This window comes from Ancylobacter tetraedralis (assembly GCF_014195655.1).
Lineage (GTDB): Bacteria > Pseudomonadota > Alphaproteobacteria > Rhizobiales > Xanthobacteraceae > Ancylobacter > Ancylobacter tetraedralis.
The window spans coordinates 1-25,395 of the sequence record NZ_JACICD010000005.1; the positions used below are offsets into that span (position 1 = coordinate 1).

24 protein-coding genes are annotated in these 25,395 nt (G+C 68.8%); 6 read left to right on the plus strand and 18 right to left on the minus strand.

Translation table 11 applies throughout. The features are described from left to right. Positions 1-196 precede the first annotated feature (196 nt). From FHS55_RS13600 to FHS55_RS13610, 3 genes are all read right to left on the minus strand, one after another. Complete coding sequence (locus FHS55_RS13600) at positions 197-1,144, minus strand: ABC transporter permease (protein WP_183190324.1); 948 nt, start codon at positions 1,142-1,144, stop codon at positions 197-199. A gap of 169 nt (positions 1,145-1,313) precedes the next feature. Further along, positions 1,314-2,354, minus strand: coding sequence for an ABC transporter ATP-binding protein (locus tag FHS55_RS13605; RefSeq protein ID WP_183190325.1), 1,041 nt, complete (start codon positions 2,352-2,354; stop codon positions 1,314-1,316). Positions 2,355-2,598: 244 nt separating this feature from the next. Further along, positions 2,599-3,762 (minus strand): extracellular solute-binding protein, encoded by a 1,164-nt coding sequence (locus FHS55_RS13610; protein ID WP_183190326.1) that lies wholly within the window; start codon positions 3,760-3,762, stop codon positions 2,599-2,601. 209 nt (positions 3,763-3,971) lie between these two features. Between FHS55_RS13610 and FHS55_RS13615 the strand changes: the two genes are divergently transcribed. After that, positions 3,972-4,349, plus strand: a complete 378-nt coding sequence (locus FHS55_RS13615; protein WP_183190327.1) for a hypothetical protein — start codon at positions 3,972-3,974, stop codon at positions 4,347-4,349. A 1-nt stretch (position 4,350) separates the two neighbouring features. On the opposite strand, the gene FHS55_RS13620 is transcribed toward FHS55_RS13615, so the two are convergent. The 12 genes from FHS55_RS13620 to FHS55_RS13675 all read right to left on the minus strand — a co-directional run bounded on the left by FHS55_RS13620 (position 4,351) and on the right by FHS55_RS13675 (position 16,450). After that, positions 4,351-5,262, minus strand: coding sequence for a LysR substrate-binding domain-containing protein (locus FHS55_RS13620; RefSeq protein WP_183190328.1), 912 nt, complete (start codon positions 5,260-5,262; stop codon positions 4,351-4,353). 166 nt (positions 5,263-5,428) lie between these two features. Beyond that, positions 5,429-6,676 (minus strand): NAD(P)/FAD-dependent oxidoreductase, encoded by a 1,248-nt coding sequence (locus FHS55_RS13625; RefSeq protein WP_183190329.1) that lies wholly within the window; start codon positions 6,674-6,676, stop codon positions 5,429-5,431. 19 nt (positions 6,677-6,695) lie between these two features. Beyond that, positions 6,696-7,418, minus strand: coding sequence for a lysophospholipid acyltransferase family protein (locus FHS55_RS13630; RefSeq protein ID WP_183190330.1), 723 nt, complete (start codon positions 7,416-7,418; stop codon positions 6,696-6,698). A gap of 145 nt (positions 7,419-7,563) precedes the next feature. Further along, the gene (ade, locus tag FHS55_RS13635; RefSeq protein WP_183190331.1) at positions 7,564-9,297 is read right to left on the minus strand and encodes an adenine deaminase; all 1,734 of its coding nucleotides are present in this window, start codon (positions 9,295-9,297) and stop codon (positions 7,564-7,566) included. Positions 9,298-9,373: 76 nt separating this feature from the next. Next, the gene (locus tag FHS55_RS13640) at positions 9,374-10,252 is read right to left on the minus strand and encodes a bestrophin family protein (RefSeq protein ID WP_183190332.1); all 879 of its coding nucleotides are present in this window, start codon (positions 10,250-10,252) and stop codon (positions 9,374-9,376) included. 163 nt (positions 10,253-10,415) lie between these two features. Next, positions 10,416-11,375: an aldo/keto reductase gene (locus FHS55_RS13645; RefSeq protein WP_183190333.1), complete on the minus strand. Its 960-nt coding sequence runs from the start codon at positions 11,373-11,375 to the stop codon at positions 10,416-10,418. A gap of 169 nt (positions 11,376-11,544) precedes the next feature. Next, entirely contained in the window at positions 11,545-12,330 is a 786-nt protein-coding gene (locus FHS55_RS13650; protein WP_183190334.1) for a DeoR/GlpR family DNA-binding transcription regulator, read from the minus strand. A gap of 95 nt (positions 12,331-12,425) precedes the next feature. Then, the gene (locus FHS55_RS13655) at positions 12,426-13,856 is read right to left on the minus strand and encodes a class I adenylate-forming enzyme family protein (protein WP_343056149.1); all 1,431 of its coding nucleotides are present in this window, start codon (positions 13,854-13,856) and stop codon (positions 12,426-12,428) included. A gap of 4 nt (positions 13,857-13,860) precedes the next feature. After that, a complete protein-coding gene (locus FHS55_RS13660) occupies positions 13,861-14,418 on the minus strand; it encodes a biotin transporter BioY (protein WP_183190335.1) in 558 nt (185 codons plus the stop codon). Next, positions 14,415-15,026 carry an energy-coupling factor transporter transmembrane component T family protein gene (locus tag FHS55_RS13665; RefSeq protein WP_183190336.1) on the minus strand — a complete coding sequence of 204 codons (612 nt, stop codon included), beginning with the start codon at positions 15,024-15,026 and terminating at the stop codon, positions 14,415-14,417. Before FHS55_RS13665 ends, FHS55_RS13660 begins: the two co-directional genes overlap by 4 nt. Next, positions 15,023-15,721 carry an ATP-binding cassette domain-containing protein gene (locus FHS55_RS13670; protein WP_183190337.1) on the minus strand — a complete coding sequence of 233 codons (699 nt, stop codon included), beginning with the start codon at positions 15,719-15,721 and terminating at the stop codon, positions 15,023-15,025. Before FHS55_RS13670 ends, FHS55_RS13665 begins: the two co-directional genes overlap by 4 nt. A gap of 117 nt (positions 15,722-15,838) precedes the next feature. Beyond that, positions 15,839-16,450 (minus strand): TetR/AcrR family transcriptional regulator, encoded by a 612-nt coding sequence (locus tag FHS55_RS13675; protein ID WP_183190338.1) that lies wholly within the window; start codon positions 16,448-16,450, stop codon positions 15,839-15,841. Positions 16,451-16,511: 61 nt separating this feature from the next. Between FHS55_RS13675 and FHS55_RS13680 the strand changes: the two genes are divergently transcribed. Then, positions 16,512-17,393, plus strand: coding sequence for a DMT family transporter (locus FHS55_RS13680; RefSeq protein ID WP_183190339.1), 882 nt, complete (start codon positions 16,512-16,514; stop codon positions 17,391-17,393). A 21-nt stretch (positions 17,394-17,414) separates the two neighbouring features. On the opposite strand, the gene FHS55_RS13685 is transcribed toward FHS55_RS13680, so the two are convergent. Beyond that, a complete protein-coding gene (locus FHS55_RS13685) occupies positions 17,415-18,251 on the minus strand; it encodes an aldo/keto reductase (protein WP_183190340.1) in 837 nt (278 codons plus the stop codon). A gap of 101 nt (positions 18,252-18,352) precedes the next feature. Between FHS55_RS13685 and FHS55_RS13690 the strand changes: the two genes are divergently transcribed. Beyond that, positions 18,353-19,351 carry an NUDIX hydrolase gene (locus FHS55_RS13690; protein ID WP_183190341.1) on the plus strand — a complete coding sequence of 333 codons (999 nt, stop codon included), beginning with the start codon at positions 18,353-18,355 and terminating at the stop codon, positions 19,349-19,351. 167 nt (positions 19,352-19,518) lie between these two features. Here FHS55_RS13690 and FHS55_RS13695 read toward each other — a convergent pair whose 3' ends face one another. Further along, positions 19,519-21,363 (minus strand): M3 family oligoendopeptidase, encoded by a 1,845-nt coding sequence (locus FHS55_RS13695; RefSeq protein WP_183190342.1) that lies wholly within the window; start codon positions 21,361-21,363, stop codon positions 19,519-19,521. A 178-nt stretch (positions 21,364-21,541) separates the two neighbouring features. On the opposite strand from FHS55_RS13695, the gene FHS55_RS13700 reads away from it, so the two are divergent. Beyond that, positions 21,542-22,270, plus strand: coding sequence for a histidine phosphatase family protein (locus FHS55_RS13700; protein WP_183190343.1), 729 nt, complete (start codon positions 21,542-21,544; stop codon positions 22,268-22,270). 58 nt (positions 22,271-22,328) lie between these two features. On the opposite strand, the gene FHS55_RS13705 is transcribed toward FHS55_RS13700, so the two are convergent. Continuing rightward, positions 22,329-22,601 (minus strand): hypothetical protein, encoded by a 273-nt coding sequence (locus tag FHS55_RS13705; protein WP_183190344.1) that lies wholly within the window; start codon positions 22,599-22,601, stop codon positions 22,329-22,331. Positions 22,602-22,818: 217 nt separating this feature from the next. Between FHS55_RS13705 and FHS55_RS13710 the strand changes: the two genes are divergently transcribed. Together FHS55_RS13710 and FHS55_RS13715 are read left to right on the plus strand one after the other, a co-directional pair. Next, on the plus strand, positions 22,819-23,088 hold the full coding sequence (locus tag FHS55_RS13710) for a hypothetical protein (RefSeq protein WP_183190345.1): 270 nt from the start codon (positions 22,819-22,821) through the stop codon (positions 23,086-23,088). A 408-nt stretch (positions 23,089-23,496) separates the two neighbouring features. After that, a complete protein-coding gene (locus tag FHS55_RS13715; RefSeq protein ID WP_183190346.1) occupies positions 23,497-25,017 on the plus strand; it encodes a putative bifunctional diguanylate cyclase/phosphodiesterase in 1,521 nt (506 codons plus the stop codon). The last annotated feature ends 378 nt before the right edge of the window (positions 25,018-25,395 follow it).

The window sequence follows — 25,395 nt, forward strand, 5'->3', positions numbered from 1 at the left end:
CTCCCCCCCCCCCCCCTCGGCGGCGGGTGGGGGTGGGGCTCGGGCCCCCCCCCCCGCCCCCCCGGGGGGCGCGCCCCCCCCCCCCCCCCCCCCCCCCCCCCCCCGACGCGCTACGACGATGGAGCGCGCGCCCCCCTCACCCCAGCCCTCTCCCCCTCGGGGAGAGGGAGCATGTCCTTCTCCCTCGCAGCCTCCCTCACAGCGCATCGAACGCCCCCGTCTTCTTGGCGAGGGTCAGGAACAGCGCCATGACGAGGATCGGCACCAGCGAGAAGGCGGCCGCCAGCGGGATGTTCCCGGCCGTGCCCTGCTGCATGTAGACCGCCTGCCCCAGCACCAGCGCCGAGGTGCCGATGATCTGCGGCACGATGTAATCGCCCAGCGTCAGCGAGAAGGTGAAGATCGCCCCCGCCACCACGCCGGGCATGGCGAGCGGCAGGATCACCGTGCGGAACACCAGCCCGGGCGCGGCACCCAGATCCCCCGCCGCCTCGATGAGATGGGCCGGCACCCGCTCCAGCGCCGCCTGCAGGGGCAGGATCATGAAGGGCAGCCAGAGATAGGTGAAGGTCAGCACCATCCCGGTATAGGAGACCGAGAGCGAGGGCCCTCCGACCACCGGCAGCGCAAGCCACGCCTCCAGCGCGCCCGCGAGGCCGAGCCGTCCGGCGAACCAGCCGATCGCCCCTTCCTTGGCCAGCAGCAGCTTCCAGCCATAGACCTTGACGAGGTAGCTCGACCAGAGCGGCATCATCACCGCGAGGTAGAACGCCGCCTTGGCCCGTGGCCCGGCATAGCGGGCGGCATAATAGGCGATGGGAAAGGCCAGCAGGACGCAGAGCAGCGTGACCGCGCCCGCCACGGCGACGGTGCGCAGCACGATGTCGAAATTGGCCGGGCGGAACAGTTCGAGCAGCGTCGCCGTCGTCGGCTCGCGAATGAGCGTGCCGGCGAACTCGTCGACCGAGAAGATCGACTGGCCGAGGAAAACGAACAGGCTGCCGAGATAGACGATGCCGAGCCAGAGCAGCGGCGGCACGAGGAGAAGCAGCGCCAGCAGCTTCGCCCGGCGCACCAGGAGGTCGGACAGGCGGCGCAGCCGGCCCTCGCGCGGCGGGGCGAGTTCGAGAGTGGCGAGGCTCATGCCGGAACCCTCCCCGCCGTCCGGTCAGAGGCCGCCATCCCGGCCGTCGCGACGCGTCGCGACGGGATCGCCCGCGACCCGGCACGCCTTCGCCGGCCCACGATCACGGATCGCGTCGCCGACGCGCCCGGAATGACGACGCCTGAGGAAAGACGGACGATGGAAGCTCTCATCCCTCGTCCTCCATCGGGTGGAGCGCGGCGCGGGGAATGGCGAGCCGCACCGCCTCCCCCACCGTCGCCGAGCTGGCACTGGCCGGCACCGCGGCGACCAGCTGGAGACCGGCGGATGCGCGCACTGCCACCCGGCGAACCGGCCCCTGATAGGACACGTCCTCGACGATGCCCTCGACCACGGCCGCTCCCGTCGGCGCCGGCGCCCCGCCGGCCAGCAGCAGGATCTTCTCCGGCCGCAGGCTCGAGGGCCGCTCCGCCCCGCCAAGTGCCGCCGCCTGCGCCGCACCCAGCACATTGGCCGAGCCGACGAAGCGCGCCACGAAGCGCGTGGCCGGGCGCTCATAGACCTCCTCGGGAGGCCCCACCTGCACGATCCGCCCTTCGTTGAACACGGCGACGCGGTCCGCCATGGACAGCGCCTCGCCCTGGTCGTGGGTGACGAACACGAAGGTGAGGCCGAGCGCCCGCTGCAGGCTCTTCAGCTCCACCTGCATCTCCTCGCGCAGCTTGAGGTCCAGCGCGCCGAGCGGCTCGTCCAGCAGCAGCACCTTGGGCCGCACCACCAGCGCGCGGGCCAGCGCGACGCGCTGGCGCTGGCCGCCGGAGAGCTGGGCGGGTCGGCGCGCCGCCAGCCCCGCCAGCTTCACCATGGCGAGCGCCTCGCGCGCCAGCCGGTCGCGCTCCGCCCGCCCCACGCCGCGCACGCGCAGGCCGTAAGCCACATTGTCGCCGACCGAGAGGTGCGGAAACAGCGCGTAGTCCTGGAACACGGTGTTCACCGCGCGCCGATAGGGCGGCAGGCCTTCCACGCTCTCACCGAAAATCGCGATATGGCCGGCATCGGGCTGCTCGAAGCCGGCAATGAGGCGCAGGCACGTCGTCTTGCCCGAGCCGGAGGGTCCGAGCATGGCAAAGAACTCGCCGGGCGCGATGGACAGGTCCACCCCATCGACGGCCCGCACCGCCCCGAAATGCCGGGTCACGCCGGCAAAGCGGACGGCGGAGATGACGGGCGCGGGGGTGGAGGAGGGCATGAAACGGCAATCCGAGGATTAGTCAGCGAAGGGATAAGGACGCTGCGCGGATTCGTGCGCTGGGTCCCGGATCGGCGCTGCGCTCTGCGCAGCTTGTCCGGGAAACAGCGTGACGTCGTGTCCCGGACCAGCGACGCCAACGGCGGAGCGCCGATCCGGGACCCAGCGCAAAGCTGCGCCGCAGGCGCCCTCACCCCACCCCTCTCCCGCTGGCGGTAGTGGGAACCCGTGGCGCGGGGCGCGGCTATCGCCCGCCGAGCACGGCGATGTAATCCGACACCCAGCGGTAATAGGGCACGCAGCCGGCGGCTTGGGTGGCGCATTTGGCCACCGGGGTGCGCCAGAACTTGATCTTCTCGAACTCCTCGGCGCCGTTGGTCTTGCAGCCATCGGCCCCGAGCAGCTCATTGCCCTTGCACGCCGCGGGAACCGAGGGCACCGAGCCGAACCAGGCCGCGAGGTCACCCTGCACCTTGGGCGAGAGCGAATGCTCCATCCACATATAGGCGCAGTTCGGGTTCTTGGCGTCGACATGCATCATGGTGCTGTCGGCCCAGCCGGTGGCACCTTCGCTGGGAATGGTCGAGGCGATCGGCTTCTTCTGGCTGACCAGCAGGTTGACCTGAAACGGCCAGGAGGACGAGGCGACCACGCCCTCATTGGTGAAGTCGTCCACCTGGATCATCGCGTCGTGCCAGTAGCGCTGCACGATCTTGCGCTGGCCGCGCAGCAGGTCGAGCGCCGCCTTGTACTGCTCCTCGGTCAACTCATAGGGATCCTTGATGCCGAGTTCGGGCTTGTGCGCCATCAGATAGAGCGCGGCGTCGGCGATGTAGATCGGCCCGTCGAAGGCCTGCACCCGCCCCTTGTTGGACTTGCCGTCCGGCAGGGTCTGCTCCTCGAACACCACGTTCCAGCTCTTGGGCGCCACGCCCTTGAAGGCCTCGGTATTGTACATCAGCACATTGGAGCCCCACTGGTAGGGCACGCCGTAATTCACGCCGTTCACCGTGTGCCAGGGCGCGTTCTGCAGGCGGTCGTCGACGGTCTCCCAGCTCGGGATCAGCTTGGTGTTGATGGGCGCGACCTTCTTGCCGGCGATGAGGCGCAGCGAGGCGTCGCCGGAGGCGGTGACGAGGTCGAAGCCGCCCTCGTTCATCAGCGCCACCATCTCGTCCGAGGTGCCAGCGGTCTTCACATTGACCTTGCAGCCGGTCTTCTTCTCGAAATCGGAGACCCAGTCATAGGCCTTGTCGGTCTCGCCGCGTTCGATATAGCCGGGCCAGGCGACGATATCGACCTGCCCCTCGCCCGGGCCGATCGCGGTCATCTCCGCGGCGAGCGCGGGCTGGAGGGTGAGCGAGGCGCAGGCGACCAGCGCCGGCAGATGCAGATAGCGGCTGTGCATGTTCTGTCCCTCTGTTCTGCGGGCGCTTTCGGCCCTTTGAAAACGAGTGTGCCGCTGCGTCCGGTATCGCGCCACACCAAAGATCAGAAGCGAGCCATCGGAAAAAGCGATGAGTAAAAGATCAGCGTCTCGCACCGCGAAATGTCGGTTGATTATACCACCAAAAGTAGCATCCTCAGGCTTGAACTACCTTTCGCAGGGAAGCGACCATGTCTTTCGAGCGCCAGATCCATATCCAGATCGACGACATGGCCGCCGTCCGTATCACCGCCGCGTTCACCGAAAGCGACCGCCAACCCGATGATTTCTCGATAACCGTGCGCGATGTGCGCGGGTACGAGCCGGCTTATGTGGCGCGGTGGACGCTCCAGCAGGTGGACGGCACCTTCACCCTCGTTCCCGCGATGGGGATCGGTACGGGATTGTGCCTTGCCGGCTGCTTCGCCGATGTGGTCACCGGCGACCTGGTCGGCTGCCTGGCCGCGGCGCGCAGCCGCGCCGACGCGCGGGCCTGCATCTCCCAGCATGGCTTCGGGCAAGCCTTGAAGTCGCTGGCCTGCGTGCTCGGATGCCTCGGCATCGTTTGACTCACCGCCCCCGTCCGCCATGCCGGGTCGCGGCGACGGAGACGAAGCCGGCCGCGGCCGGGGATAGCGGCGAGCCGCGCCGCCAGGCGGTCGCCACCTCCACCGCCGGCACGTCGTCGATCAATGTGCGGGCCTCGATCTTGTCGCCTTCCAGCGACCACGGCCGATAGGTCAGGTCCGGCAGCACGGCGACGCCCGCCCCGGTCGCCACCAGCGAGCGCACCGCCTCCACCGAGCGAGTGCGGAACGCCACGGGCGGGCGGATGCCGAGCCGGCGCCAGACGATCTCGGAGGCCTCGGCAATCTCGTCAATGGTGAGCAGCACATGCGGCTCGCCCGAGAGATTGGTGAGGCTCACCCGCTCCTCGGCGAGCGCGGGATGGCCGAGCGGCAACCATACGCGATAGGGCGAGACCTCCACCGCCTCGGTCTGCAGCGCCGCCGAGCGCCGCCCCGGCGGCAGCACCATCACCGCCACGTCGAGTTCGCCGCCGACCAGCAGGTGCTCCAGATAATCCGCCGCGTCCTCCACCGCCTCCACGGCGACGCCGGGAAAGGCGCGGCGGAAGCGGGCCATGAGGTCGGAATAGATGTAGCCGGCGACCAGCGGCGTCACCCCGACCGAGAGCCGGCCGGTCAGCGCCGTCGCCTCGGTGCCGGTCAGCGCACGGCGGGCATCGGCGACATCGGACAGGATCTTGCGCGCGTGGCGCAGGAAATGATGACCCTTGAGGGTGAGGTCGACCCCGCGCGCATGCCGCTCCAGCAGCTGGAAGCCGAGATCGAGTTCCAGCTGGCGCAGCGCCTCGGTCACGGTCGATTGCGAGATGGACAGCGTCTGCGCCGCCGAGGACACCGAGCCATTCTCGGCGACGGCCACGAAATACTGAAGCTGGCGGAGCGAGAAGGCCATCGGGAGATCCGTGATGAGACGGGTTTTCCGATGATAGCACGAGCGAGGACGCCGGCGAGGGCTTGGCGGCGGCTACGCCTGCCAGCGCGAACCTTTCCGCCGTGTCCCGGCCCAGCGGGGCGAAGCCGGAGCGCCGAGCCGGGAAACGCGGTGGCCTGCGGGGGCCCTATCGTCCCAGCAGGCTCTTCAGCTCGAAGCTCTCGTCGCCCGCCTGCTCGGGGGTGAGAACAGGTGTGCCGGCGAGAAGGCGGCGGCCGAGCATGTGGTCGGCCGGGCGGTTGACGCTCTCGATCGCCGTCAGCACACCGTCGCGGAAGCGGAACACCGAGAAGCGCCGCGTGGCCGGATCGCCGCGCAGCACGGCGCTGTCGGTCGGCCCGGCGAGACCCACCATCTGCAGCTTGAGGTCGCCCTGGTCGCTCCAGAACCACGGCACCGCCTCGAACGGCGCCGACTTGCCGGTGAGCCGCGCGGCGAGGCAGCGCGCCTGGTCCACCGCGTTCTGCACCGATTCCAGCCGCACCATTGCGGGTTCATCTTGGCCGCCGGCGAAACGGCTGGGATAGGCCACCGCGTCGCCCAGCGCCGAGATCGCGGGGTCGCGGGTGGCGAGATGATCGTCGACCACGATGCCGTTCGCCACCTCGAGCCCCGCCTCGGCCGCGAGTTCCACATTCGGCACCACGCCGATGCCGACCAGCACGAAATCGGCCTTGTGCACCACGCCGTCCGTCGTCTTCACGCCGGTGACGCGGCCGTCCACGCCCTCCAGCCCGACGACGCCGGCCCCCAGCAGCAGGGTCGTGCCCATGTCGCGATGCGCCTGCGCGAAGAAGGCGGACATTTCCGGCGACACGGCGCGCCCCAGCGGGCGGGCGGCGGCCTCGATCACCGTCACCTCGTGCCCGAGCGCGCGCGCGACGGCGGCGAATTCCAGCCCGATGAAGCCGGCGCCGATCACCACGACATGGCGCGCGCACGCCAGCGTCGCCTTCAGCGCGTCGGCATCCGCGCGGGTGCGCAGGTAATAGACGCCCGAAAGTTCCCGTCCCGGCACGGGGAGCGGGCGGTTGCGCGCGCCGGTGGCAAGGATGAGATGGGCGTAGCCAAGGCGCGCCCCGCCTTCCAGCATGAGGTGCCGGGTGGCGCGGTCGATGCCGGTGGCGCGCGCCTCGATGAGCTCGATGCGGTGGTCGGCATAGAAGGCGGCGGGGCGCAGTTCGATCTGCTCGATGCCGGCATCGCCCTTCATATAGGCCTTGGAGAGCGGCGGGCGCTGATAGGGCAGGCCCGGCTCGTCGCCCACCAGCGTCAGCGGCCCGGTGAAGCCGGCTTCGCGCAGCGAGGCGGCGGCCTGAAAGCCCCCCTGGCCCGCGCCGAGAATGACGATACGCTCTTCCGCTCTCTCGTTCATGCCGTCCTCGGGTTCCTGCTCACGACGCCCTGCGGGCCTTGGCGACCAGCCGGTCGCGCTCGTCATAGATCGCCTCGCGGATGCGCGCCATGAACTCGGCATCCGGCAGGCCGGGTGGGATGGGGCGCAGGAAGGAGACGTTGATGGTGCCGGGGCGGATGAGGAAGCTCTTGGCCAGCCAGAACAGGCCGGCATTGTGCACCATCGGCACGACCGGCACGCCCAGCGCCTTGTAGAGCAACAGCACGCCGCGATGAAATTCCGCCCGCTGGTCCACCGGCTGGCGCGTACCCTCGGGGAAGATGAGCAGGCTGCGCCCTTCCGCCACCGCGGCGCGGCCCTCGCGGAACATCTTCTTCATCGCCGCCCCGCCCCCCGCGCGGTCGATGGCGATCATCGGCGAATGCCGGAGGAACCAGCCGAACACCGGGATGCGGTACAGCTCCTCCTTCAGCACGATGGCGACGTCCGGCACCAGCGTGGCGGCGGCGATGGTCTCGAAGGTGGACTGGTGGTTGGCGACATAAAGCGCGGCCCCCGCCGGCCGGTTGCCCTCGCCCATGGTGCGGCAGGCCACGCCCACGAGGCGCAGCAGCGCCAGCACCCCGCCAGCCCACATCCGCGAGAAACGACGCGTCGCCCTCGGCTCCTTGCGCAGCGCGTAATAGGGGATCGTCAGCGCCAGCAGCGCCGTCCACAGGACCAGCAGGAAGAGGAAGAGGGAGGAGCGCAGGCGGGACATCGGGGCGTGGATCTGGGAGCAGCGGAGAACAGGGGCGAGACAGTGGGGAGGATCTAGCAGATCCGCGCGCGCTCAGGGAGAGCCCGCCAAAGGAGAGCCCGCCAATGCCCGACAGCGGGCCGCGAACCCCTGAGCGGCGGCACGCTCAGCCGCTGCGCCCCGGCGAGCCCTGCGGCTCCAGCAGGGCGAAATGATCGACATCGAACATGCCGAAATCGGTGATCTTGAGGTGCGGGATCACCGGCAGCGGCAGGAAGGCGACCTGCAGGAAGGGCTCCGCCAGCACCACGCCCAGCGCCTTCGCCGCCGCGCGCAGCGGGATCAGCGCGTCATGCACCTCCTCGAAACTGCCGGTGGACATCAGGCCGGCGACGGGCAGCGCCAGTTCCGCCGTTACCTTGCCGCCCTCGGCGACGACGAAGCCGCCCTTCAGCTCGATCAGCCGATTGACCGCCACCGCCATGTCGGCGTCGTCGGCGCCGACCACGCAGATATTGTGACTGTCATGGCCGACCGAGGAGGCGATGGCGCCGCGCTTCATGCCGAACCCGTGCACGAAGCCGCGCCCGATATTGCGGTTCTTGCCGTGGCGCGCGACCACGCAGACCTTCACCGCGTCCTTGTCGAGATCCACCCGCTTCTCGCCATCGACGATCGCGAGGTCCAACGCGACGTCCTCGGTGATGATGCGGCCGGGCACCACGCCCATCACCCGCGTCGCGCTCGACGTGGCGGGGATGCGGAAGTCCGACGCCGCGACCGGTTCGGCCTTCATCGATTCCAGCCCCACCGGCGCGATGGCGGTGCGCGTGGCGAAGAGTTCCTCTGTGACCAGCCGCCCGGCCGAAATGACATGGCGGACCGAGCAGGCCTCGAGATTGTCGAGCAGCACGATATCCGCCCGCCGGCCGGGCGCCACCAGCCCGCGATCGGTGAGCCCGAAGGCGTTCGCCGCCGACCAGCTGGCCACGCGATAGACATGATGCAGCGGCGCGCCATGGGCGATCGCGGTGCGGATCATGAAATCGAGATGACCTTCCTCGGCGATGTCGAGCGGGTTGCGGTCGTCCGTGCAGAAGGCGAGGAAGGCGGAGGTGTCGGGCGTGATCAGCGGGATCAGCGCGTGCAGGTCCTTGGAGACCGAGCCCTCGCGGATCAGCACGGTCATGCCCTTCATCAGCTTCTCGCGCGCCTCGGGCAGCGTCGTCGCCTCGTGCTCGGTGCGGATGCCGGCGCTGATGTAGCCGTTGAGGTCGCGCCCGACGAGCAAGGGCGCGTGGCCATCGATATGCCCGTCGGAGAAGGCTTCGAGCTTCTCGAGGCAGCCCTCGTCCTTGAACAGCACGCCGGGAAAATTCATGAACTCGGCAAGGCCGATCCCGGAGGGGTGGCCACGCAAGGCGACGAGGTCGGCCGCGCTCAGCTCGGCCCCGGAGGTCTCGAACGCGGTGGCCGGCACGCAGGAAGAGAGCTGCACGCGCAGGTCCATGATGGTCTGCTCGGCGCAGCGCTGAAAATACGCGATGCCCTCCGCGCCCAGCACATTGGCGATCTCGTGAGGGTCGCAGATCGCCGTGGTCACGCCATGCGGCAGCACGCAGCGGTCGAATTCCAGCGGGGTGACGAGCGAGGATTCGACATGCAGATGCGTGTCGATGAAGCCCGGCACGGCGAACAGCCCCGTGCCGTCGATTTCGCGCGCGCCCTCATAGCGACCATAGGTGCCGACGATGCGCGGACCCACCATGGCGATATCGGTCTCGGTGATCGTGCCGGTGATCACATCGAGCAGCTTCACGTTCTTGACGACGAGGTCCGCCGCGGCGACGCCGCGCCCCGCGTCGATGTAGCGGCCGAGGGTCTCAGCGTCGATGGTCATGGCGAAACTCCGGTGAGGCGCGGGCGCGCCCTTTATGGCAGGCGGACGGGCCGCGCCGCCACCCCCAATTTCCCGCTCACAGCAGCACCCCGTCCACCGGACGCGGCAGGTCGGGCAGGTTGGTTTCGCCCAGGGCTTCGCGCAGGTTGATCTCGATCATGCCGGCGATGGCGCCGATCGGCACGGCGCTGGAATGCAGGCTGAACGGCTCTTCCATCTCGTCGCCCAGCGCGTCGAGGCCGAAGAACGTGTAGGCGACGAGCCCGGCCACGATGGGCGTTCCCCAGCCGATCACATCGGCAAAGCCGAAGGGCAGCAGGAAGCAGAAGATGTGCGCCGTGCGGTGCAGCAGCAGCGTGTAGCCGAACGGCACCGGCGTGGTGCGGATGCGCTCGCAGGCCGCGGCGGCGTGGCACAGCTCTTTCAGCGAGCCGTCCAGAATGGAAAATTCGATATCCGAAACCAGCCCGCCAGCGCGGGCCACCGCCAGCCGCATGCCGGCCTCGCGCAGCCGCGCATCGGCGGGAAAGCGCCATTGCGAGACGGGCGCCACGCCGCGCAGCAGATCGACCAGTTCGCGGACATAGGCGATCACCGCCTCGATGAGGCCGCGCCGCAGCGCGTGCCCCGCCTCCCCGCGCGCCTCCAGGACGAGGCTCTGCCGGGCGAGGTCGCGCGCCGCCGCCACCATCGCGCCCCATTGCTTGCGCGCTTCCCACCAGCGATCGTAGCAGGCGCTGTTGCGGAAGGCGAGAAACACCGAAAGCGCGATGCCGACCAGCGAGAACGGCGTGCCGTCGAGCGTGGGCACCAGCCCCGGGCGCCACGCATGGCCGCCCACCACGGCCGCGGACAGCACCATGACGAACAGGCATTGCGGCCATACCCGCCGGATCACCGAGCCCTTGAGGGTGAAAAACAGTTCGAGATAGCTCGGGCGTTCGCGGACGATCATGCCGGCACCGGATCGGGATGTCCCGCGCGGTGGGCGGCGCCGAGCGGGGACGGGAGCGCGATCCTAGACCATTCGCCACGCCTCCGGCGTCGCGAACGCACGCCGGACCGACCCGCGCCGGGCGCATGACGACCCGCGCGGATCCGATGCCGGCGGGACCGGCTCACGCCGTCGCCGCGCTCGCGGCATCGAGGCGGGCCATGTCGGCCGGCGCCAGCGTCAGCGACGCCGCGGCGAACAGGTCGGCCAGCTGCTCGACGCGGGAGGCGCTGGCGATCGGCGCGGTGAGGCTCGGCCGCGCCATGATCCAGGCCAGCGCGACCTGGGCCGGGCTGGCGCCGTGCGCCGCCGCCACCTCGTCCAGCGCGGCGAGGATGCGCAGGCCGCGTGGGTTGAGATAGGTCTTCACCACATCCTCGCCGCGCACGCTGGCGGCGGCGTCCGCGGGCGTGCGGTATTTGCCGGTGAGGAAACCGGCGGCGAGCGCGTAATAGGCGACGACGCCCAGCCCGTTGCGCTGGCAGATCGGCTCGATCTCGGCCTCATAGCCCTCGCGGGCATAGAGGTTATATTCCGGCTGGACCACCTCGTAGCGTGGCAGGCCCTCGCGCGCCGAAACCGCGAGCGCATCGAACAGACGCGAGGCGGTCAGGTTGGACGCACCGATGAGGCGCACCTTGCCGGCCTTGATCAGCTCGTCATAGGTCGCGAGCACGTCCTCGAACGGCGTTTCCGGGTCGTCCCAGTGCGAGAAATACAGGTCGACATAATCGGTCTGCAAACGCTTCAGCGACGCCTCGATGGCGGTGCGGACATAATCGGGCTTCAGGCAGCGCTTGCCGAGGCCCATGTCGCTGCCGACCTTGGTGGCAAGCACGATCTTCTCGCGATTGCCGCGCGCCTTCATCCATTTGCCGATGATGGTCTCGGATTCGCCGCCCTGATTCCCGCTCGCCCAGCGCGAATAGACGTCCGCCGTGTCGATGAAGGTGAACCCCGCCTCGAACAGCCCGTCGAGCAGGCGCAAGGAGGTGGCCTCGTCGGCGGTCCAGCCGAAGACATTGCCCCCGAAACAGAGCGGCGGGACCAGGATATCGGAGCTGCCAAGGCGGCGAAGTTCCATGCGTCATTCCTCCGGCTTCATGCGCAGCAGTCCGTGATGCGCAAGAGCGACTCTATGCCAGCGCGCGACGGCGGCCAGCCACCCTTCAGTTGAAACGTCGTGTGTGTCGATCGCGTGTCCCGGATCGACGTCAGCCCTCCGGGGAGCCCCGGGGCCCAGCGCATCACGATCAGAAACCATCCTCGTCGCGATTGCCGACCTCGATCAGTTCCACCGCGTGGCGCTGGCACACCTCGCGCAGCGAGGGCGAGGAGACGACGTCGGTGACAAAAGTGTCGACCTCCTGCATCGCGCCGATGCGCACCGGCGCCGAGCGCTCCAGCTTGGAGCGGTCGGCCACCAGGATGACCTGGCGGGCATTGTCGATGATGGCGCGGGCGACCTGCACCTCCCGATAATCGAAGTCCAGCAGCGTGCCATCCTCCTCGATCGCCGACGCGCCGATGACGGCATAGTCGACGCGGAACTGCCGCACGAAATCGACCGCCGCCGAGCCGATCACCGCCCCGTCGGCATGGCGCACCGGCCCGCCGGCCATGATCAGCTCGATCTTGGGGTGGCGATAGAGCAGCGTCGCGACATTGAGATTGTTGGTGATGACCAGCAGATCCTCGTGGTCGCCGAGCGCGCGGGCCACCTCCTCGGTGGTGGTGCCGATATTGATGAACAGCGACGCGCGGTTCGGAACCATGGCGGCCGCCGCCTCGGCGATGGCGCGCTTGGCGCCCTGCGCCATGGCCCGGCGCGCCTCATAGGCGACATTCTCCACGCCCGATGCCACCACCGCCCCGCCATGCACGCGCGACATGAGCCGGCGCACGCACAGGTCGTTCAGGTCCTTGCGGATGGTCTGGGGCGAGACTTCGAAACGCGTGGCGAGATCCTCCACGCTCACGCGCCCCTGCGCGCGCGCCAGCACCAGAATGTCCTGCTGGCGTGAGGATATGGCGTTCATCCCGTGGCCCGTTCCTGCCCCCGCGCCGGCGGGACGTCCGAGAGAATGATTCTGTCACAATCCTGCACAATGGCGGGGCGAGCGCAAATCATCGCTTAGCTGCGCTGCAGCATGGATGCCGGCGCCAGCAGGGCCTCCACACGGCGTTGCAGCGCCGGCAGATCGACCTTGCCGCCGGAGGTGCGCGGCCAGTCCTCCAGCGCGAGAAAGCGGCGCGGCAGCTTCGCCGCCGGCAGGTGGCGGCGCGCATGGGCCCGCAGCACCGCCTCTCCTGTCGCGCCCGGACCGCGCAGCACCGCGACCAGCTCGACCCCGCGCAGCGGGTCCGGCAGGCCCAGCACGACGGCCTCCTCGATGCCGGGCGCGAGCGCCAGCACGGCCTCGACCTCCTCGGGATAGACGTTCATGCCGGCCGTCACCAGCATGCGCCGCTCGCGGCCCGCCAGGGTGAGATAGCCCGCCGCGTCGAGCCGGCCGTGATCGCCGATGGTGAGGAACTCGCCCTCGCGTCGTGTCTCCGCCCCGCCCCCGCAGGCATAGGCGTCGAACAGCATCATGCTCGCCACCCAGATCGCCCCCGTCTCCCCGGCCGGCAGGTCCCTGCCCGCGCCGTCGCGAATGGCGATGACGACCCCGGGTGCCGCCCGCCCCACCGAGCCGGGCGGGGGGGTCTCGCCGGGGCGAACCAGCGTGATGAAACTCATTTCGGAGGCGCCGTAGAACTCGGCGATGCCGGCGTGCGGAAACACCGCCGCCACCGCCGCGCGCGTCTCCGGCCGCCATTTGGCACCGCTGATCAGGATGCGGCGCACCGTGGGGCAGGTCAGTCCCTCGGCCGCCGCCACCTTGGTGAGCATCTGCAGCTGCGTCGGCGTGGCATAGAGCGCGGTAACCTCATGCCGGGCGATGAGCTCGAGCGCCCGGAGCGGGAGAAACTGCCGCAGCATCACGGCAGTCGCACCGATATGCAGCGCATGCACCACGCCATAGAGGTGCAGCGAGGCGGACAGCCCGCCGGGCGCCAGGATCACGTCCCCGCCGGAGAGGCCGAACACCTCCTCGCTCACCGCGAAGCTGTCGATCCAGGAACGGTGCGATCGCCGGTAGCCCTTCGGCACACCGGTGGAGCCCGAGGTGAAGCCGACATAGAAGGGCTGGTCCGGCGATACCTCGGCCACCGGCTCGGGCACAGCATCCGCGGCATCGCCCTCGGCCAGCGCGAGCGGAGAGCCGAGCGCGCCATCGATGCTCGCGCGATAGGTGGCGGGCCAGGACGGATCATAGACCAGCGCGGCCCGCCCGCCGGTCGCGCAGGCAAAGAAGGCGGCGACCAGATCGGGCGAATTGCCCATGCCGAGCGCGACATCCTCTCCCGGCGCCACACGGCTGGCGATCCGGCCGCGCCAGCGCGCCACATGCGCGGAGAAGGCGGCACGGGTGACCATCTCCTCGCCGCAGATGAGCGCCGGGCGGGTCGGGTCTTCCTGCGCGAGCGTGTCGAGCCGGTCGCCGATGCGGCGCGCCACGGCGTCAGCGGGCGCGCGAGAGCAGCGCCTCGGGCAGGCCGCGCGCCACCGTCTGCGCGATCAACGCGGTGAGCACCGCCTTGATGGCATCGCCGGGAATGAAGATGAGGCAGGCCTTGGTGGCGTCGAGCAGCGACAGCTGGGTCTTCAACGCCATGCCGGCAATGCCGAAAGCATACATGACGAGGATCCCGCCGACCGCCGCGGCCACCAGCGCCGCCGGAAACACCGGCGCCTTGCGCAAAACCTGCATGATCCAGCCCGCGACAAAGGCCGCCGCGATGAAGCCGAACAGGAAGCCGACCGACGGCCCGAAGAACACGCCCAGCCCGCCGCGCCCGCCGGCCAGGATCGGCGCGCCGAGCGCGACCACGAACAGCATCAGCACCATGGCCAGCGCGCCGCGCCAGGCGCCGAGCATGACCCCCGCCAGCATCGCCCCCATGCTCTGGGCGGTGATGGGCACGCCGGCCGCGAAAGGAATGTCGAATCGCGGCAACAGCCCGAGCACCGCGAAAATGGCGGCATAGAGGGCGACCTGCACAAGCGAGCGGTCCTTCATCGGCGGGTTCCTCCGGGTGCGCCGCCCCGCGCGGCCAGCGCCTCGGCGGTATGATGCGACAATCTCAGCGTCTGGATACAGAAAGGCGCCAGCAGGCGCCAGCCGCCGCGCCGGCCGGCGCGCGCACGGTAGCTTTCGCCCAGCGCCTCCCACAGCGCGAACAGCAGCGGCACGAAGCGGATCATCATCGCCACCGCCAGCGCCACCGCGCGCGGCGACACGCCGACAAGGCGCAGCGGGCTCAGGATCGGCTCCACCGCATCCATCATGTCGTCCATGCGGGTGGTCATCGTCACCGCATTGGCGAGCAGCACCATCGCGAGCAGCCGCGCCAGCACCGCGAGGCCGAAGACGATGTCGCCGTTCCACGCATGGAAGGCGAGCAGGATGGCGAAGATCGGCCACATCGGCCGCACCAGCGCGACCTGCCGCAGCGCGGCACGCCCGAGCGCGACATAGAGCGCCAGCGTGACGGCCAGCAGACCCGCCATCACGGGCAGCGAATCGAACGGCCCCGCCGCGAGGCTGAGCAGCGCCAGCGCCAGCAGCTTGCCGCCCGCCGGGAGGCCGTGCAGCCACGTGCGCTCGGGCAGATAGAGCGAGATCATGCCAGCGTCTCCGCGAAGGCGCGATAGGCGGCGATCACCTCGGCCGGCGGACCGTCGCCGCGCACCCGCCCCTCGTGCAGCCAGACCACGCGCTCATAGGTGGCGAAGGCGTCGAGTTCATGGGCGATCAGCAGCACCTGCTGCGGCAGCGTCGCGATCAGCGCCTCCAGCCGGCGGCGGGTGGGCAGGTCGAGGCTGGAAAAGGGCTCGTCGAACACCAGAACCGCGGGCTCCATGACCAGCACGGCGATGATGCAGAGGAACTGCTTCTCGCCTTCCGAGAGCGCATGCACCGGCCGCTCCGCCCAGTGCGCGCGGCCAAAGCGGGCGAGTGCCGGCACCGCCTCGCGCCGGGCCTCTCGGCGGGGGTGGCCGGCCTGCTCCAGGCTGAAGGCGATTTCCTCGGCGACGGTGGGAAAGATGATCTGGTGATCGGGGTTCTGGAAGATGAAGCCGACCGTGCGCGGCAACTGCTCGCCCGCCTCGCTCGCATCGATCCCATGCACGACCACGCGACCCTCGTCGGTCGCCAGAAGCCCGTTCAGCAGCCGCACCAGCGAGGACTTGCCCGAGCCGTTGGTGCCGATCAGGCCGATCCGGCGTTCGCACAGCGCGAGCGACAGCCCGTCGAGCACCCGCCGTCCGCCGCGAACGAGGGTGACGTTGTCGAGCAGGATGGACGAAGCGTTCGGCACAGGCGGGGTCCGGCGGCAGATGACGGTGAAACGGTCGGGCGGCGATGCGTCGCCGTACCGCTGCTTATTGGCGCCGGAATGCCGTCCTGTCGATACGGCGATGGTCAGGTTCCCCGCTCACCCGACCGCATCGGCGCGTGCCGCCCCGCCCCGCAGGGTCGCCAGCGTGAACCGGCGGAAGCGTGCGAAGGCCGCCGGCGCATCGCCGGCGCGGGCCCGGATGACCGCGCCCTCATAGGCGTCGATCACATAAGCGGCCGCCTCCCGCGGGTCGAGCGCGCCATCGGCCTCGCCGGCCTGCTGGGCCTCGGCGATGACGGCGGCGAGATCGCCCTCCCATGCGGCAAACACCTCGCCCAGCTGGCCGCGCAGTTCCGCGCCAAGCCCCGGCGCGGCCAGCGCCAGCACGCCATAGAGACACCCCGCCACGCCCTCTTCCGACATGGTCTCCCGTTCGAGATGCTCAAGATGGCGCTCCAGCCGGATCATCGGGCTCAAGCCCGCATCCGCGAACAGTGCCTGCCGGATCTGCCGATAATGGTCGGCATAGGCGGCGAGAACCGCGCCGGCGAACGCCTCCTTGCTCGCGAAGAAATGGTAGAAGGAGCCCTTCGGCACGGCGACCGAGGCCAAAAGCGGGCCGATGCCGGTGCCCTCATAGCCCTGCTCCAGCATCGCCTTGCGGCCCGCCGCGACAATCCTGTCGCGCGTGGGGATTTTGGCTTCCATAACTAGACGACCGGTCTACTATGATCTAATCATCGATGGATCCGAACACAGCGAGGCAGCCATGTCCACCGTTCATGCGCGCTCCTTAGGGCTCGCCACCGTGCTCCTCGCCACGCTGCTGTTCAGCCTGGTGGGCCTGCTGGTGCGCATGGCGGGCCTCGATTCCGGGTCCATCGTGCTCTGGCGCTCGCTTTTCGGCGCGCTGGCCCTCGGGCTGATCTGGCGGGTCTGGGGCCGCGACAGGGTGGGTGCCCTGCGCAGGGTCTGTTCGAAGGCCGGCCTCGTCACCGTCGCTCTCGCGGTGGGCGGCAACATCGCCTATATCGCCGCCCTCAAGCTCACCTCGGTGGCGACGGTGATGACCGTCTATGCCTCCCTGCCCTTCGTCACCGCCGCCATGGGCTTCCTCGCGCTGGGCGAGCCACTGAGCCGGCGTTTCGCCGCGGCGGCCGCGCTGGCGGCGATCGGCATCGTCATCACGGCGGGCGCGGCGATCTCGGCCGGCGACATCGCGGGCATCGTCGTTTCGTTCGTGATGACGGCGAGTTGGGCCGGGCTGCTGGTGCAGGCCAAGAAGCACGCCGCGCTCGACCTGACGCTGGTCAGCCTGCTGTCGTCGCTCGGCGCGATGATCCTCGTCCTGCCCCTCGTGCCCCTGAGCCTGCCCTCGCTCGATTCCCTGCTGGTCTGCGCCCTTCTGGGCGTGCTGACCTCGGGCCTTGCCACGGTGCTCGCACTGGTCGGCGGACGGCATATAGGCTCGGGCGAAACCGGGCTGCTGATGCTGCTGGACGTCGTGCTGGCGCCGCTCTGGGTATGGCTGGCCTTCGGGGAGACGGTCACGCCGCCCGTGCTCCTCGGCGGCGCGCTGGTCGTCGCGGCGGTGGCCGGTTATCTCGTCAGCGGCACCGCGCGCCGCCCCGCGAGATGCACGGCCCCATAGGCGGGCCGCAGAGCGTCCTTCTCACAGCATTTCCAGCGCGCGCTTGCGGCTTGGCGGCGGAAAGGCGGCGTCAAGCGCGGCGAGATCGTCGGCATCGAGGCGGATATCCCGGGCGCGCGCGTTCTCGCGCATATGCTCTGGATCGGACGCTTTCGGGATGGCGATGTTGCCGGGCTTGCGCAGCACCCAGGCCAGCGCGATCTGGAACGGCTTGGCGCCGTGCTTGGCGGCAATATCGCCCAGTACGCCGCGCGTCTTGATGCGGCCCTGCTCGATCGGGCTATAGGCCATGAGCGGCATGTCGTGCTGCCCCAGCCACGGCAGCAGATCGAATTCCGGCCCGCGCCGGGTGAGGTTGTAGAGCACCTGGTTGGTGGCGCAGCCCTCCCCGCCCGGGGTCTCGGACAACTCGACCATGTCGTCGGTGTCGAAATTCGACACGCCCCAATGGCCGATCTTGCCCTGTCTCCTGAGCTGCTCGAATCCGGCAAGGGTCTCGGCCAGCGGCACGCCGCCCCGCCAGTGCAGCAGATAAAGATCCAGATGGTCGGTCTTCAGCCGCTTCAGGCTACGCTCGCAGGCGGCCACGACGCCCGCGCGGCTGGCATTGTGCGGATAGACCTTGCTGACGAGGAACACCTTGTCGCGCAGGCCGGCCAGCGCCTCGCCGAGAAAGCTCTCGCAGGCGCCCTCGCCATACATTTCGGCGGTGTCGACGAGGGTCAGGCCCAGCTCGATGCCGAGGCGGACCGATTCGGTCTCCGCCTTCCGCGCGCCGGCGCGCTCGCCCATCATCCAGGTGCCTATGCCGAGCGCGGGAACGCGCGTCCCGCCGGGAAGAACCACGCTGCTCATCATCCGACCTCCCTTTCACACATCCTGCGCAGTGCCATTGCCGCGCGCGCCGCGCAAGCATGCTATCAAGTGCGCCGCAGGAAGTCCCCGCGCCGTGGAGCCCGATGACCCCGTCCCCCGGACCCGACGCATCGCACAGTTCCGAGCCCGGCCTCGCCATCGGCCTGTCCGCCGTCATCGTCGCGGTGACGGGGGATGATCCGAAGGTGCTGGCCATCCGCCACGCCAATGGCCGCGAGGGGCTGCCCTCCGGCCCGCTGGAGCGCGGCCACCGCACGCTGGAAATGGGGCTGCGCTCCTGGGTGGAACGGCAGACGCTGCAGGAACTCGGCTATGTCGAGCAGCTCTACACGTTCGGCGATCGCGACCGGGGCGAGGATGGCGCGCGCGCCCTCTCGCTCGCCTATCTCGCTTTGGTGCGCGAGGCGCGGCCGGCGGGCGACGCCGACGCCGCCTGGCAGAGCTGGTACCGCTATTTTCCCTGGGAAGACTGGCGCGAGGGTCGCCCCGCCGTGCTCGACCGGCTGGAGCCGGGCCTGCGCGCCTGGGCCGCCGCCGCTGTCAATCCGCGCATGGCGGAAACGCGCGCCCAGCGCGTGAGGCTGTGCTTCGGCAGCGCGGCGGGCGGGCAGGAAGCGGGCTGGAATGAGACCGGCTGGAACGAGGAGCGCGTGCTGGAGCGCTACGAACTGCTCTATGAGGCGGGGCTGGTGGCCGAGGCCCTGCGCGAGCGTGGCGCAGCCCGCACCGCCGGCACGCCGTCCGGCATCGAAATGCGCGAGGATCACCGGCGCATGCTGGCGCTCGCCATTGCCCGATTGCGCGGCAAGATCAAGTATCGGCCGGTGGTATTCGAGTTGATGCCGCCCAGCTTCACCCTGCTGCAATTGCAGCGCACCGTGGAGGCGCTGTCGGGCGGCCGCCTGCACAAGCAGAATTTCCGCCGGCTGGTGGAGCAGCAGCGCCTCGTCGAGGAAACCGGCGAGACCACCAGCGAGACCGGCGGGCGCCCGGCCCGCCTCGTGCGCTTCCGCCGCGAGGTGCTGCTGGAGCGCCCCGCACCCGGCGTGCGGCTGCCCGGCAGCCATGGGCGCCGGGGATAGGCCGGATTCTTCCGGCAACGGCTGCCGGTAGGCCGCTCGTCCGTTTCTCGGACAAGCGGCACCGCGCCGTGGAGAGCCGAGCGCGCCCCCGCGATCCCGGATCGGCCTGTGGCCGTCCGGGATGACGAATGGGGAGGAGGGCGCGCCGACGCCTACCCTTCCGGCGCCTAATCCTCCATCGCCTCCAGCTCGGCGATCATCCGCTCGATCAGGCCGAGGCCCGTCTGCCAGAAGGCCGGATCGCGCGCATCGAGCCCGAACGGCTTGAGCAACTCCGAATGATGCTTGGTGCCGCCCGCCGCCAGCATGGCGAGGTAGCGCTCGGCGAAGCCTTCATTGGCATTCTCGTAGACCGCATAGAGCGAGTTCACCAGGCAGTCGCCGAACGCGTAGGCATAGACATAGAATGGCGAATGGATGAAGTGGCCGATATAGACCCAGTAATTCTCATAGCCGGGGCCGAGATGAATGGCCTCGCCAAGGCTCTCGCCCTGAACTTCCAGCCAGATCTGGCTGATGCGCTCGGCGGTCAGCTCGCCATTGCGGCGTTCGGTGTGGATGCGGCGCTCGAAGGTGTAGAAGGCGATCTGCCGCACGACCGTGTTGATCATGTCCTCCACCTTCGAGGCGAGCATCGCCTTGCGCGCCTTGGCATCGGGCGCGGCCGCCAGCAGGCGCTGGAAGGTGAGCATCTCGCCGAACACCGAGGCCGTCTCCGCCAGGGTGAGCGGGGTCGGCGCCATCAGCGCGCCATTCGGGGCGGCGAGCACCTGATGCACGCCGTGGCCCAGTTCATGGGCGAGCGTCATCACGTCGCGCGGCTTGCCCATGTAATTGAGCAGCACATAGGGATGCGCCGAGGGCACGGTGGGGTGCGCGAAGGCGCCCGACGCCTTGCCGGGGCGCACGCCGGCATCGATCCAGCTCTTGTCGAAGAAATCGCCGGCAATGGTCGCCATGCGCGGGGAGAAGGACGAATAGGCGCCCAGCACCGTGTCGCGCGCCTCGTCCCAGCCGATCGTGCGGGTCTCGACCTCCGGCAGCGGCGCGTTGCGGTCCCAGTATTCCAGCTTGTCCTTGCCGAACCACTTGGCCTTCAGCTTGTAATAGCGGTGCGCGAGCCGCGGATAGGCCTCGTGCACCGAGGACACCAGCGCATCCACCACCGACCGCTCGACGCGATTGGCGAGGTGGCGGGAATCGGCAATGTCCTGGAAGCCGCGCCAGCGGTCGGAAATTTCCTTGTCCTTGGCCAGCGTGTTGGTGACGAGCGTGAACAGCCTGGCGTTCTCGTTGAACACCTTGGCAAGCGCCTCCGCGCCCGCCCGGCGCTTCTCCTCCTGCGATTCCGCGAGGAAGTTCAGCGTCTGCTCCAGCGGCAGCTTCTCGCCCTCGACCTCGAAGCGCAGGCCGGCAATGGTCTCGTCGAACAGGCGATTCCACGCCCCCCGCGCGGTGACGCCCTTCTCGTGGAACAGCTGCTCGATGCGGTCGTCGAGCTGATAGGGCTTCTCGGCCCGCACATCCTCGATCCACGGCCGGTACCGGCCGAAGGCGGGGTCACCCAGCGCCGCTTCCATTCCGGCGTCGTCGAGCCGGTTCAGTTCGAGCGAGAAGAACAGCAGGTGGGTGGAGGCGTCGGTCAGCTTCTCCTGCACGTCGCCGTAGAATTTGGCGCGCACCGGATCGGTGGTATCTCCGGAATAGACCAGGCCCGCATAGGAATAGAGCCGGCCCAGCCGATCCTCGATCGCCTCGTAGCGCGCGACGATATCCGCGAACTGGCCTCCCGCGTCGGCAGCCTCGAGAATGCCGGCAAGCTTGCCCTTGTAGGCTTCCTCGAAAGCCGCGGTCTCCGCGGCTGCGCGTTCGAGATCGGCGGAAAGTTCGGGCGAATCGAGCCCGGGATAGAGATCGCTGAGGTCCCACTGGGGCAGCTTGCCGAGAGCGGTGGCGGCTGCGGAATCAGGCGAGCGGGTGGCGAAGGCGTTCAGATCGAAACGGCGCAGCATGATCACTCCGGCGGGGAAACGTTCCTCTTGTCCTGAATATCGTGTGTACCGGCGCGCTATCAACCACGCGGGCGTCATTCATTATCGCCGTCCCGCCGCCGTCCCACGCCTCGCCGCGCTTGCCGGCACCCACGGGTATCTGCATGCTGTCGCCCGGGACAGGGCATTGGGGGCACACATGGCGCCGAAGCTGGCTGGAATCTTCGTTGCAATCGTCGTTGCAATCGTCACTGCGCTTGGCAGCGCGCAGGCGGCGCCTCAGCGCATCATCATCGTTCGCCACGGCGAGAAGCAGGCGCCGCTCACCCTGTGCAGCATCGGCAAGGAGCGCGCGCGAGCGCTGGCGGCGCAATATCTCAGCCCCACCAGCGACATGAGCCTGCTGAAGGGCGTGAAGCCCGCCGCCATCCTCGCCATCACGCTGCACACGCTGGAAACCGCCCGCCCGGTCGCGGCGGCGTGGGACATGGCGATCGCCACCAATTCCCTGATGCTCATGCCCATTCGCAACACGCCCTACTTCAACGGACTGATCAATGTGCAGAACCGCAAGGTGGTGCGCGACCTCATGGAGAACCCGCGCTGGCATGGACAGACGGTGGTCATGGTGTGGGAGCATTTCCACATTGCCAGCGCGGCGCTGGAAAAGGAATTCGCCGGCCAGCAGGTGACGCTGCGCCAGCTGCTGAACCTCGACAAGGTGAAGGGCGTGCCGGGCGGCGTTCCCGAGACCTGGCCGAACGACAACTATAATTTCTTCTGGATACTGGACTATGACAGCGTGAACGCAACGATCCCGGCCAAATTTACCGTCATACGTCAGTTTTTCGCGCCACCCTTCGCGAACCTGCCTTCAAACGACTGGGGAGCGCCGGAGGTGCTGCCGGCGGGGACCGGCTGCACCTGAGGCACTCTCACGTTTCGACATGGCGAAACGAAGCTCTGCTCGGTATGGCTCCCCCGCGTCAGTCGAAGGTGCGCTTCACCTTCTGGCCGGGCGAGTTATAGCCTTGGAAAAGCGGCGCGAAGATCGGCTCGAACAGGCCGTTGCGGCGGTTGTCGCGCACCTGCTGGCGACGCACCTTCTCGCGGCCCAGCACGTCTTTCTGCTCTTCGCTGCCGATCGTCGGCAGCGGCCGGGTCGAGGTGGACGTGGCGTGCGCCGGCAGGGCGGCCGCCACGACGAAGGACGCGGCAATCGCGACGGTCGCGGTGACACCGAAAGTTTTCGATAACATTTCCGTCTCCCGTTTAAGTTGAACTGAAGTCATAACGCCGCCCTCGCGTCCAAAGTTCCCCAGACCGCTGCGCCAGTCCCCGGCAAGGCTGTACGCCTGCCCTCGCAAGCGTCGGGCTCCGCCGAGGACCGCCCTAGCTCCGCCGGGCGCCCGGCGGCCACGCCTTGCGGAAACGTCATCCGTGGGAACTTGCGGGCGGCTGGAGCATTGAACCGGCATGTCCCATGCGTCGCCGCCCGCTTTCACTCCGCCCGCGCTCATTCCCCCGCTGCGCCTGCGCACGGAAGATGGCGTGGCCTATGTCGGCTCGCTCGACGAGGCTCTCGCCTTCGCGCTGACCCACACGCTGCCGAAGGGCGATTATGAGGGGCTGATCCGTCGCCTTGAGGTTGCGCGCGAAAGGGAAGACGTCATCGAGGCCGGCAATGCGTTCCGCTGGTGGGCGCAATCGAACGGAATTCTCGTCGAGAACGGCACCGCGGGCTGATCGGCGGGCACAGTCCCACGCCGCACGCTCGATTGGCCGCGCGCCGTATCTGAAACGCACGCCTTGGCCCGGAGAAACCCAGGGCCCGGAGAAACCGAGCCGGCCCGTCGCCGCCGACCGAAGGCGCGCGCTTGGGCGGCTGCGGCGGGCGTCGCGTGCGCGTGTGATCGTGGCGTCCCGGCTCCACGCCGGCACCTTGCCGAAACCCCATCACCATCTTGTTACCTGTCGATGGATCCGTGCGCGCCCCGCCGCGACCATCCTCACCGGCACGTATTTCGGAAATGAACGAATTGTGCGAGAAAATGACGAGAAATCATTTCGACCCTTGAGACGCATGAGTTACGGCCGAATGCTTCTGGATACCGTCGAACATCGCGTTGCGGCGCGGGTTTCAGGTTGGCCGACATGAAGCCAGCTGTCCGAGACATCCTTGTTCTCGGCGTCATCGGAGTTTGCGCCTATGGTCTGGGGCTCTATTTCGATCTTCATGAAGCGCTGCATGCGGCTTTCGAGCGCAGCGAAGGCTGGCAGGCCGACGAGCTGATCCTGGCCATCCAGATCTCGGCGCTGTGTGGCTTCGGCTATGGCGTGATGCGCCTCAAGGATCTGCACGCAGAGGTCGCACGGCGCGGCGCGGCCGAGGCCAAGGCGGAGTATCTCGCCTTCCATGATCTCCTGACCAATCTGCCCAACCGCCACTTCGTCGAGCAGCGTCTGCCCACGCTCTGCCGGTCGCGTCGATTGAGTTCGGTGTTCCTTATCGACCTCGACAATTTCAAGCGGGTGAACGACGTCGCCGGGCATCGCGGCGGCGACGCGACGCTGCAGACCATCGCCGAACGCCTGAGCGCGGTGCTCCCACTGGCTGTCATCGCCCGAATGGGCGGCGACGAATTCCTCCTCTCCCTCCCGCTCGACCGGCCTGAGGAAGCGCAAACCTTCGCCGAGACGATCCGCGAGACGATCGACCGGCCTGTCTCTTTCAACGGCATGACGCTGCACGTGACCGCCTGCATCGGCTTCACCACGCTGACGGCCACCGGGGACATCAAGGATGCCGTCACCAGCGCGGACCTTGCCATGCACGAGGCCAAGCGCAACGGCCCTGCCAGTTGCTGCGCCTACACGCCCGAACTGCGGCGGGCACTTGCGGCCCGGCTGGCGACCGAAAGCTGCCTCCGCGAGGCCGTGGCCGCCGACCGGATCGACGTGCACTTCCAACCGCTGGTGCGCCTCACCGATGGCGGCATTCACGGCTTCGAGGCGCTGGCGCGCTGGAGGCTGGAGGATGGCTCCAGCGTGCCGCCGGATGTGTTCATCCCGATCGCCGAGGAAGCCGGCCTGATCAGCGATCTCTCGACGCACCTACTGCGCCGAGCCTGCAAGACCGCGCTGGCCTGGCCGAGCGGCCTGATCCTCGCCTTCAACATTTCGCCGCTGCAACTGGTCGACATCCTGCTGCCGGAACGTATTCTTGCCGTGCTCGCCGAGACCGGCTTTCCCGCGCATCGGCTATCGGTGGAAATCACCGAATCGGGGTTCGCGGCCGATCTGGAACGGGCGCTGGACATTATCGGCCGGCTTCGTGAAGCGGGCGTGCGCATTGCCATCGACGATTTTGGCACCGGCTATTCCAGCCTGTCGCAACTCGCCAATTTCCCCGTCGACAAGCTCAAGATCGACCGCCAGTTCATCGCCAACTTCCTCACCAGCGACAAGCAGATGAAGATCGTCCGCGCCATCGTGCAGATCGGCCTGGGGCTAGGGATCGCGACACTCGCCGAAGGGGTGGAAACCGAGGAGGAGCACCGCCGCCTGCGCGCGCTCGGCTGCCAGCTCGGACAGGGTTACCTCTTCGCCGCACCCATGCCGGCCGACGAGGTGGCGACCTATCTCGCGGGACTGTCCGATCCGGGCGCGCCGTAGCGGGCGGCGTCGAAGCCGTGGCATTCGGCGCGAGACGTTCCGAGAAGAGACGTTCCGACGGGAGACCCGCTGTCGGGAGACCGGCTGTCGGGTCACGGTCGGGCGCAATGCCCCACAGGCACGCGGCCGCCCTCCCCGGCCGATAGAGTTGCAAGCAAAGCCGAGCCGATTGCCTGTCGCGCAACGAAAAGCGCGTCGGAGCCTGACCTGGAACGCGCGGGAAGACCGCCATCCCGATCGCGCCGGAGGCAGAGAATGGCCAGACCCCGGGATACCGTTGCGATCCCGCGCATGGCCTGCGGCCATTTCAGGATGACGCTGGCGAAAGAGTTTCCCGACGGGCTCCCGGAGACAGACACTTGCCCCAGCCAAACAGAA

Coding starts and splice junctions, on each gene's coding strand:
- FHS55_RS13600 (WP_183190324.1), bottom strand. CDS start 1,144: ATGAGCCTCGCCACTCTCGAACTCGCCCCGCCGCGCGAGGGCCGGCTG.
- FHS55_RS13605 (WP_183190325.1), bottom strand. CDS start 2,354: ATGCCCTCCTCCACCCCCGCGCCCGTCATCTCCGCCGTCCGCTTTGCC.
- FHS55_RS13610 (WP_183190326.1), bottom strand. CDS start 3,762: ATGCACAGCCGCTATCTGCATCTGCCGGCGCTGGTCGCCTGCGCCTCG.
- FHS55_RS13615 (WP_183190327.1), top strand. CDS start 3,972: ATGTCTTTCGAGCGCCAGATCCATATCCAGATCGACGACATGGCCGCC.
- FHS55_RS13620 (WP_183190328.1), bottom strand. CDS start 5,262: ATGGCCTTCTCGCTCCGCCAGCTTCAGTATTTCGTGGCCGTCGCCGAG.
- FHS55_RS13625 (WP_183190329.1), bottom strand. CDS start 6,676: ATGAACGAGAGAGCGGAAGAGCGTATCGTCATTCTCGGCGCGGGCCAG.
- FHS55_RS13630 (WP_183190330.1), bottom strand. CDS start 7,418: ATGTCCCGCCTGCGCTCCTCCCTCTTCCTCTTCCTGCTGGTCCTGTGG.
- ade (WP_183190331.1), bottom strand. CDS start 9,297: ATGACCATCGACGCTGAGACCCTCGGCCGCTACATCGACGCGGGGCGC.
- FHS55_RS13640 (WP_183190332.1), bottom strand. CDS start 10,252: ATGATCGTCCGCGAACGCCCGAGCTATCTCGAACTGTTTTTCACCCTC.
- FHS55_RS13645 (WP_183190333.1), bottom strand. CDS start 11,375: ATGGAACTTCGCCGCCTTGGCAGCTCCGATATCCTGGTCCCGCCGCTC.
- FHS55_RS13650 (WP_183190334.1), bottom strand. CDS start 12,330: ATGAACGCCATATCCTCACGCCAGCAGGACATTCTGGTGCTGGCGCGC.
- FHS55_RS13660 (WP_183190335.1), bottom strand. CDS start 14,418: ATGAAGGACCGCTCGCTTGTGCAGGTCGCCCTCTATGCCGCCATTTTC.
- FHS55_RS13665 (WP_183190336.1), bottom strand. CDS start 15,026: ATGATCTCGCTCTATCTGCCCGAGCGCACGTGGCTGCACGGCCTCCCG.
- FHS55_RS13675 (WP_183190338.1), bottom strand. CDS start 16,450: ATGGAAGCCAAAATCCCCACGCGCGACAGGATTGTCGCGGCGGGCCGC.
- FHS55_RS13680 (WP_183190339.1), top strand. CDS start 16,512: ATGTCCACCGTTCATGCGCGCTCCTTAGGGCTCGCCACCGTGCTCCTC.
- FHS55_RS13685 (WP_183190340.1), bottom strand. CDS start 18,251: ATGATGAGCAGCGTGGTTCTTCCCGGCGGGACGCGCGTTCCCGCGCTC.
- FHS55_RS13690 (WP_183190341.1), top strand. CDS start 18,353: ATGACCCCGTCCCCCGGACCCGACGCATCGCACAGTTCCGAGCCCGGC.
- FHS55_RS13695 (WP_183190342.1), bottom strand. CDS start 21,363: ATGCTGCGCCGTTTCGATCTGAACGCCTTCGCCACCCGCTCGCCTGAT.
- FHS55_RS13700 (WP_183190343.1), top strand. CDS start 21,542: ATGGCGCCGAAGCTGGCTGGAATCTTCGTTGCAATCGTCGTTGCAATC.
- FHS55_RS13705 (WP_183190344.1), bottom strand. CDS start 22,601: ATGTTATCGAAAACTTTCGGTGTCACCGCGACCGTCGCGATTGCCGCG.
- FHS55_RS13710 (WP_183190345.1), top strand. CDS start 22,819: ATGTCCCATGCGTCGCCGCCCGCTTTCACTCCGCCCGCGCTCATTCCC.
- FHS55_RS13715 (WP_183190346.1), top strand. CDS start 23,497: ATGAAGCCAGCTGTCCGAGACATCCTTGTTCTCGGCGTCATCGGAGTT.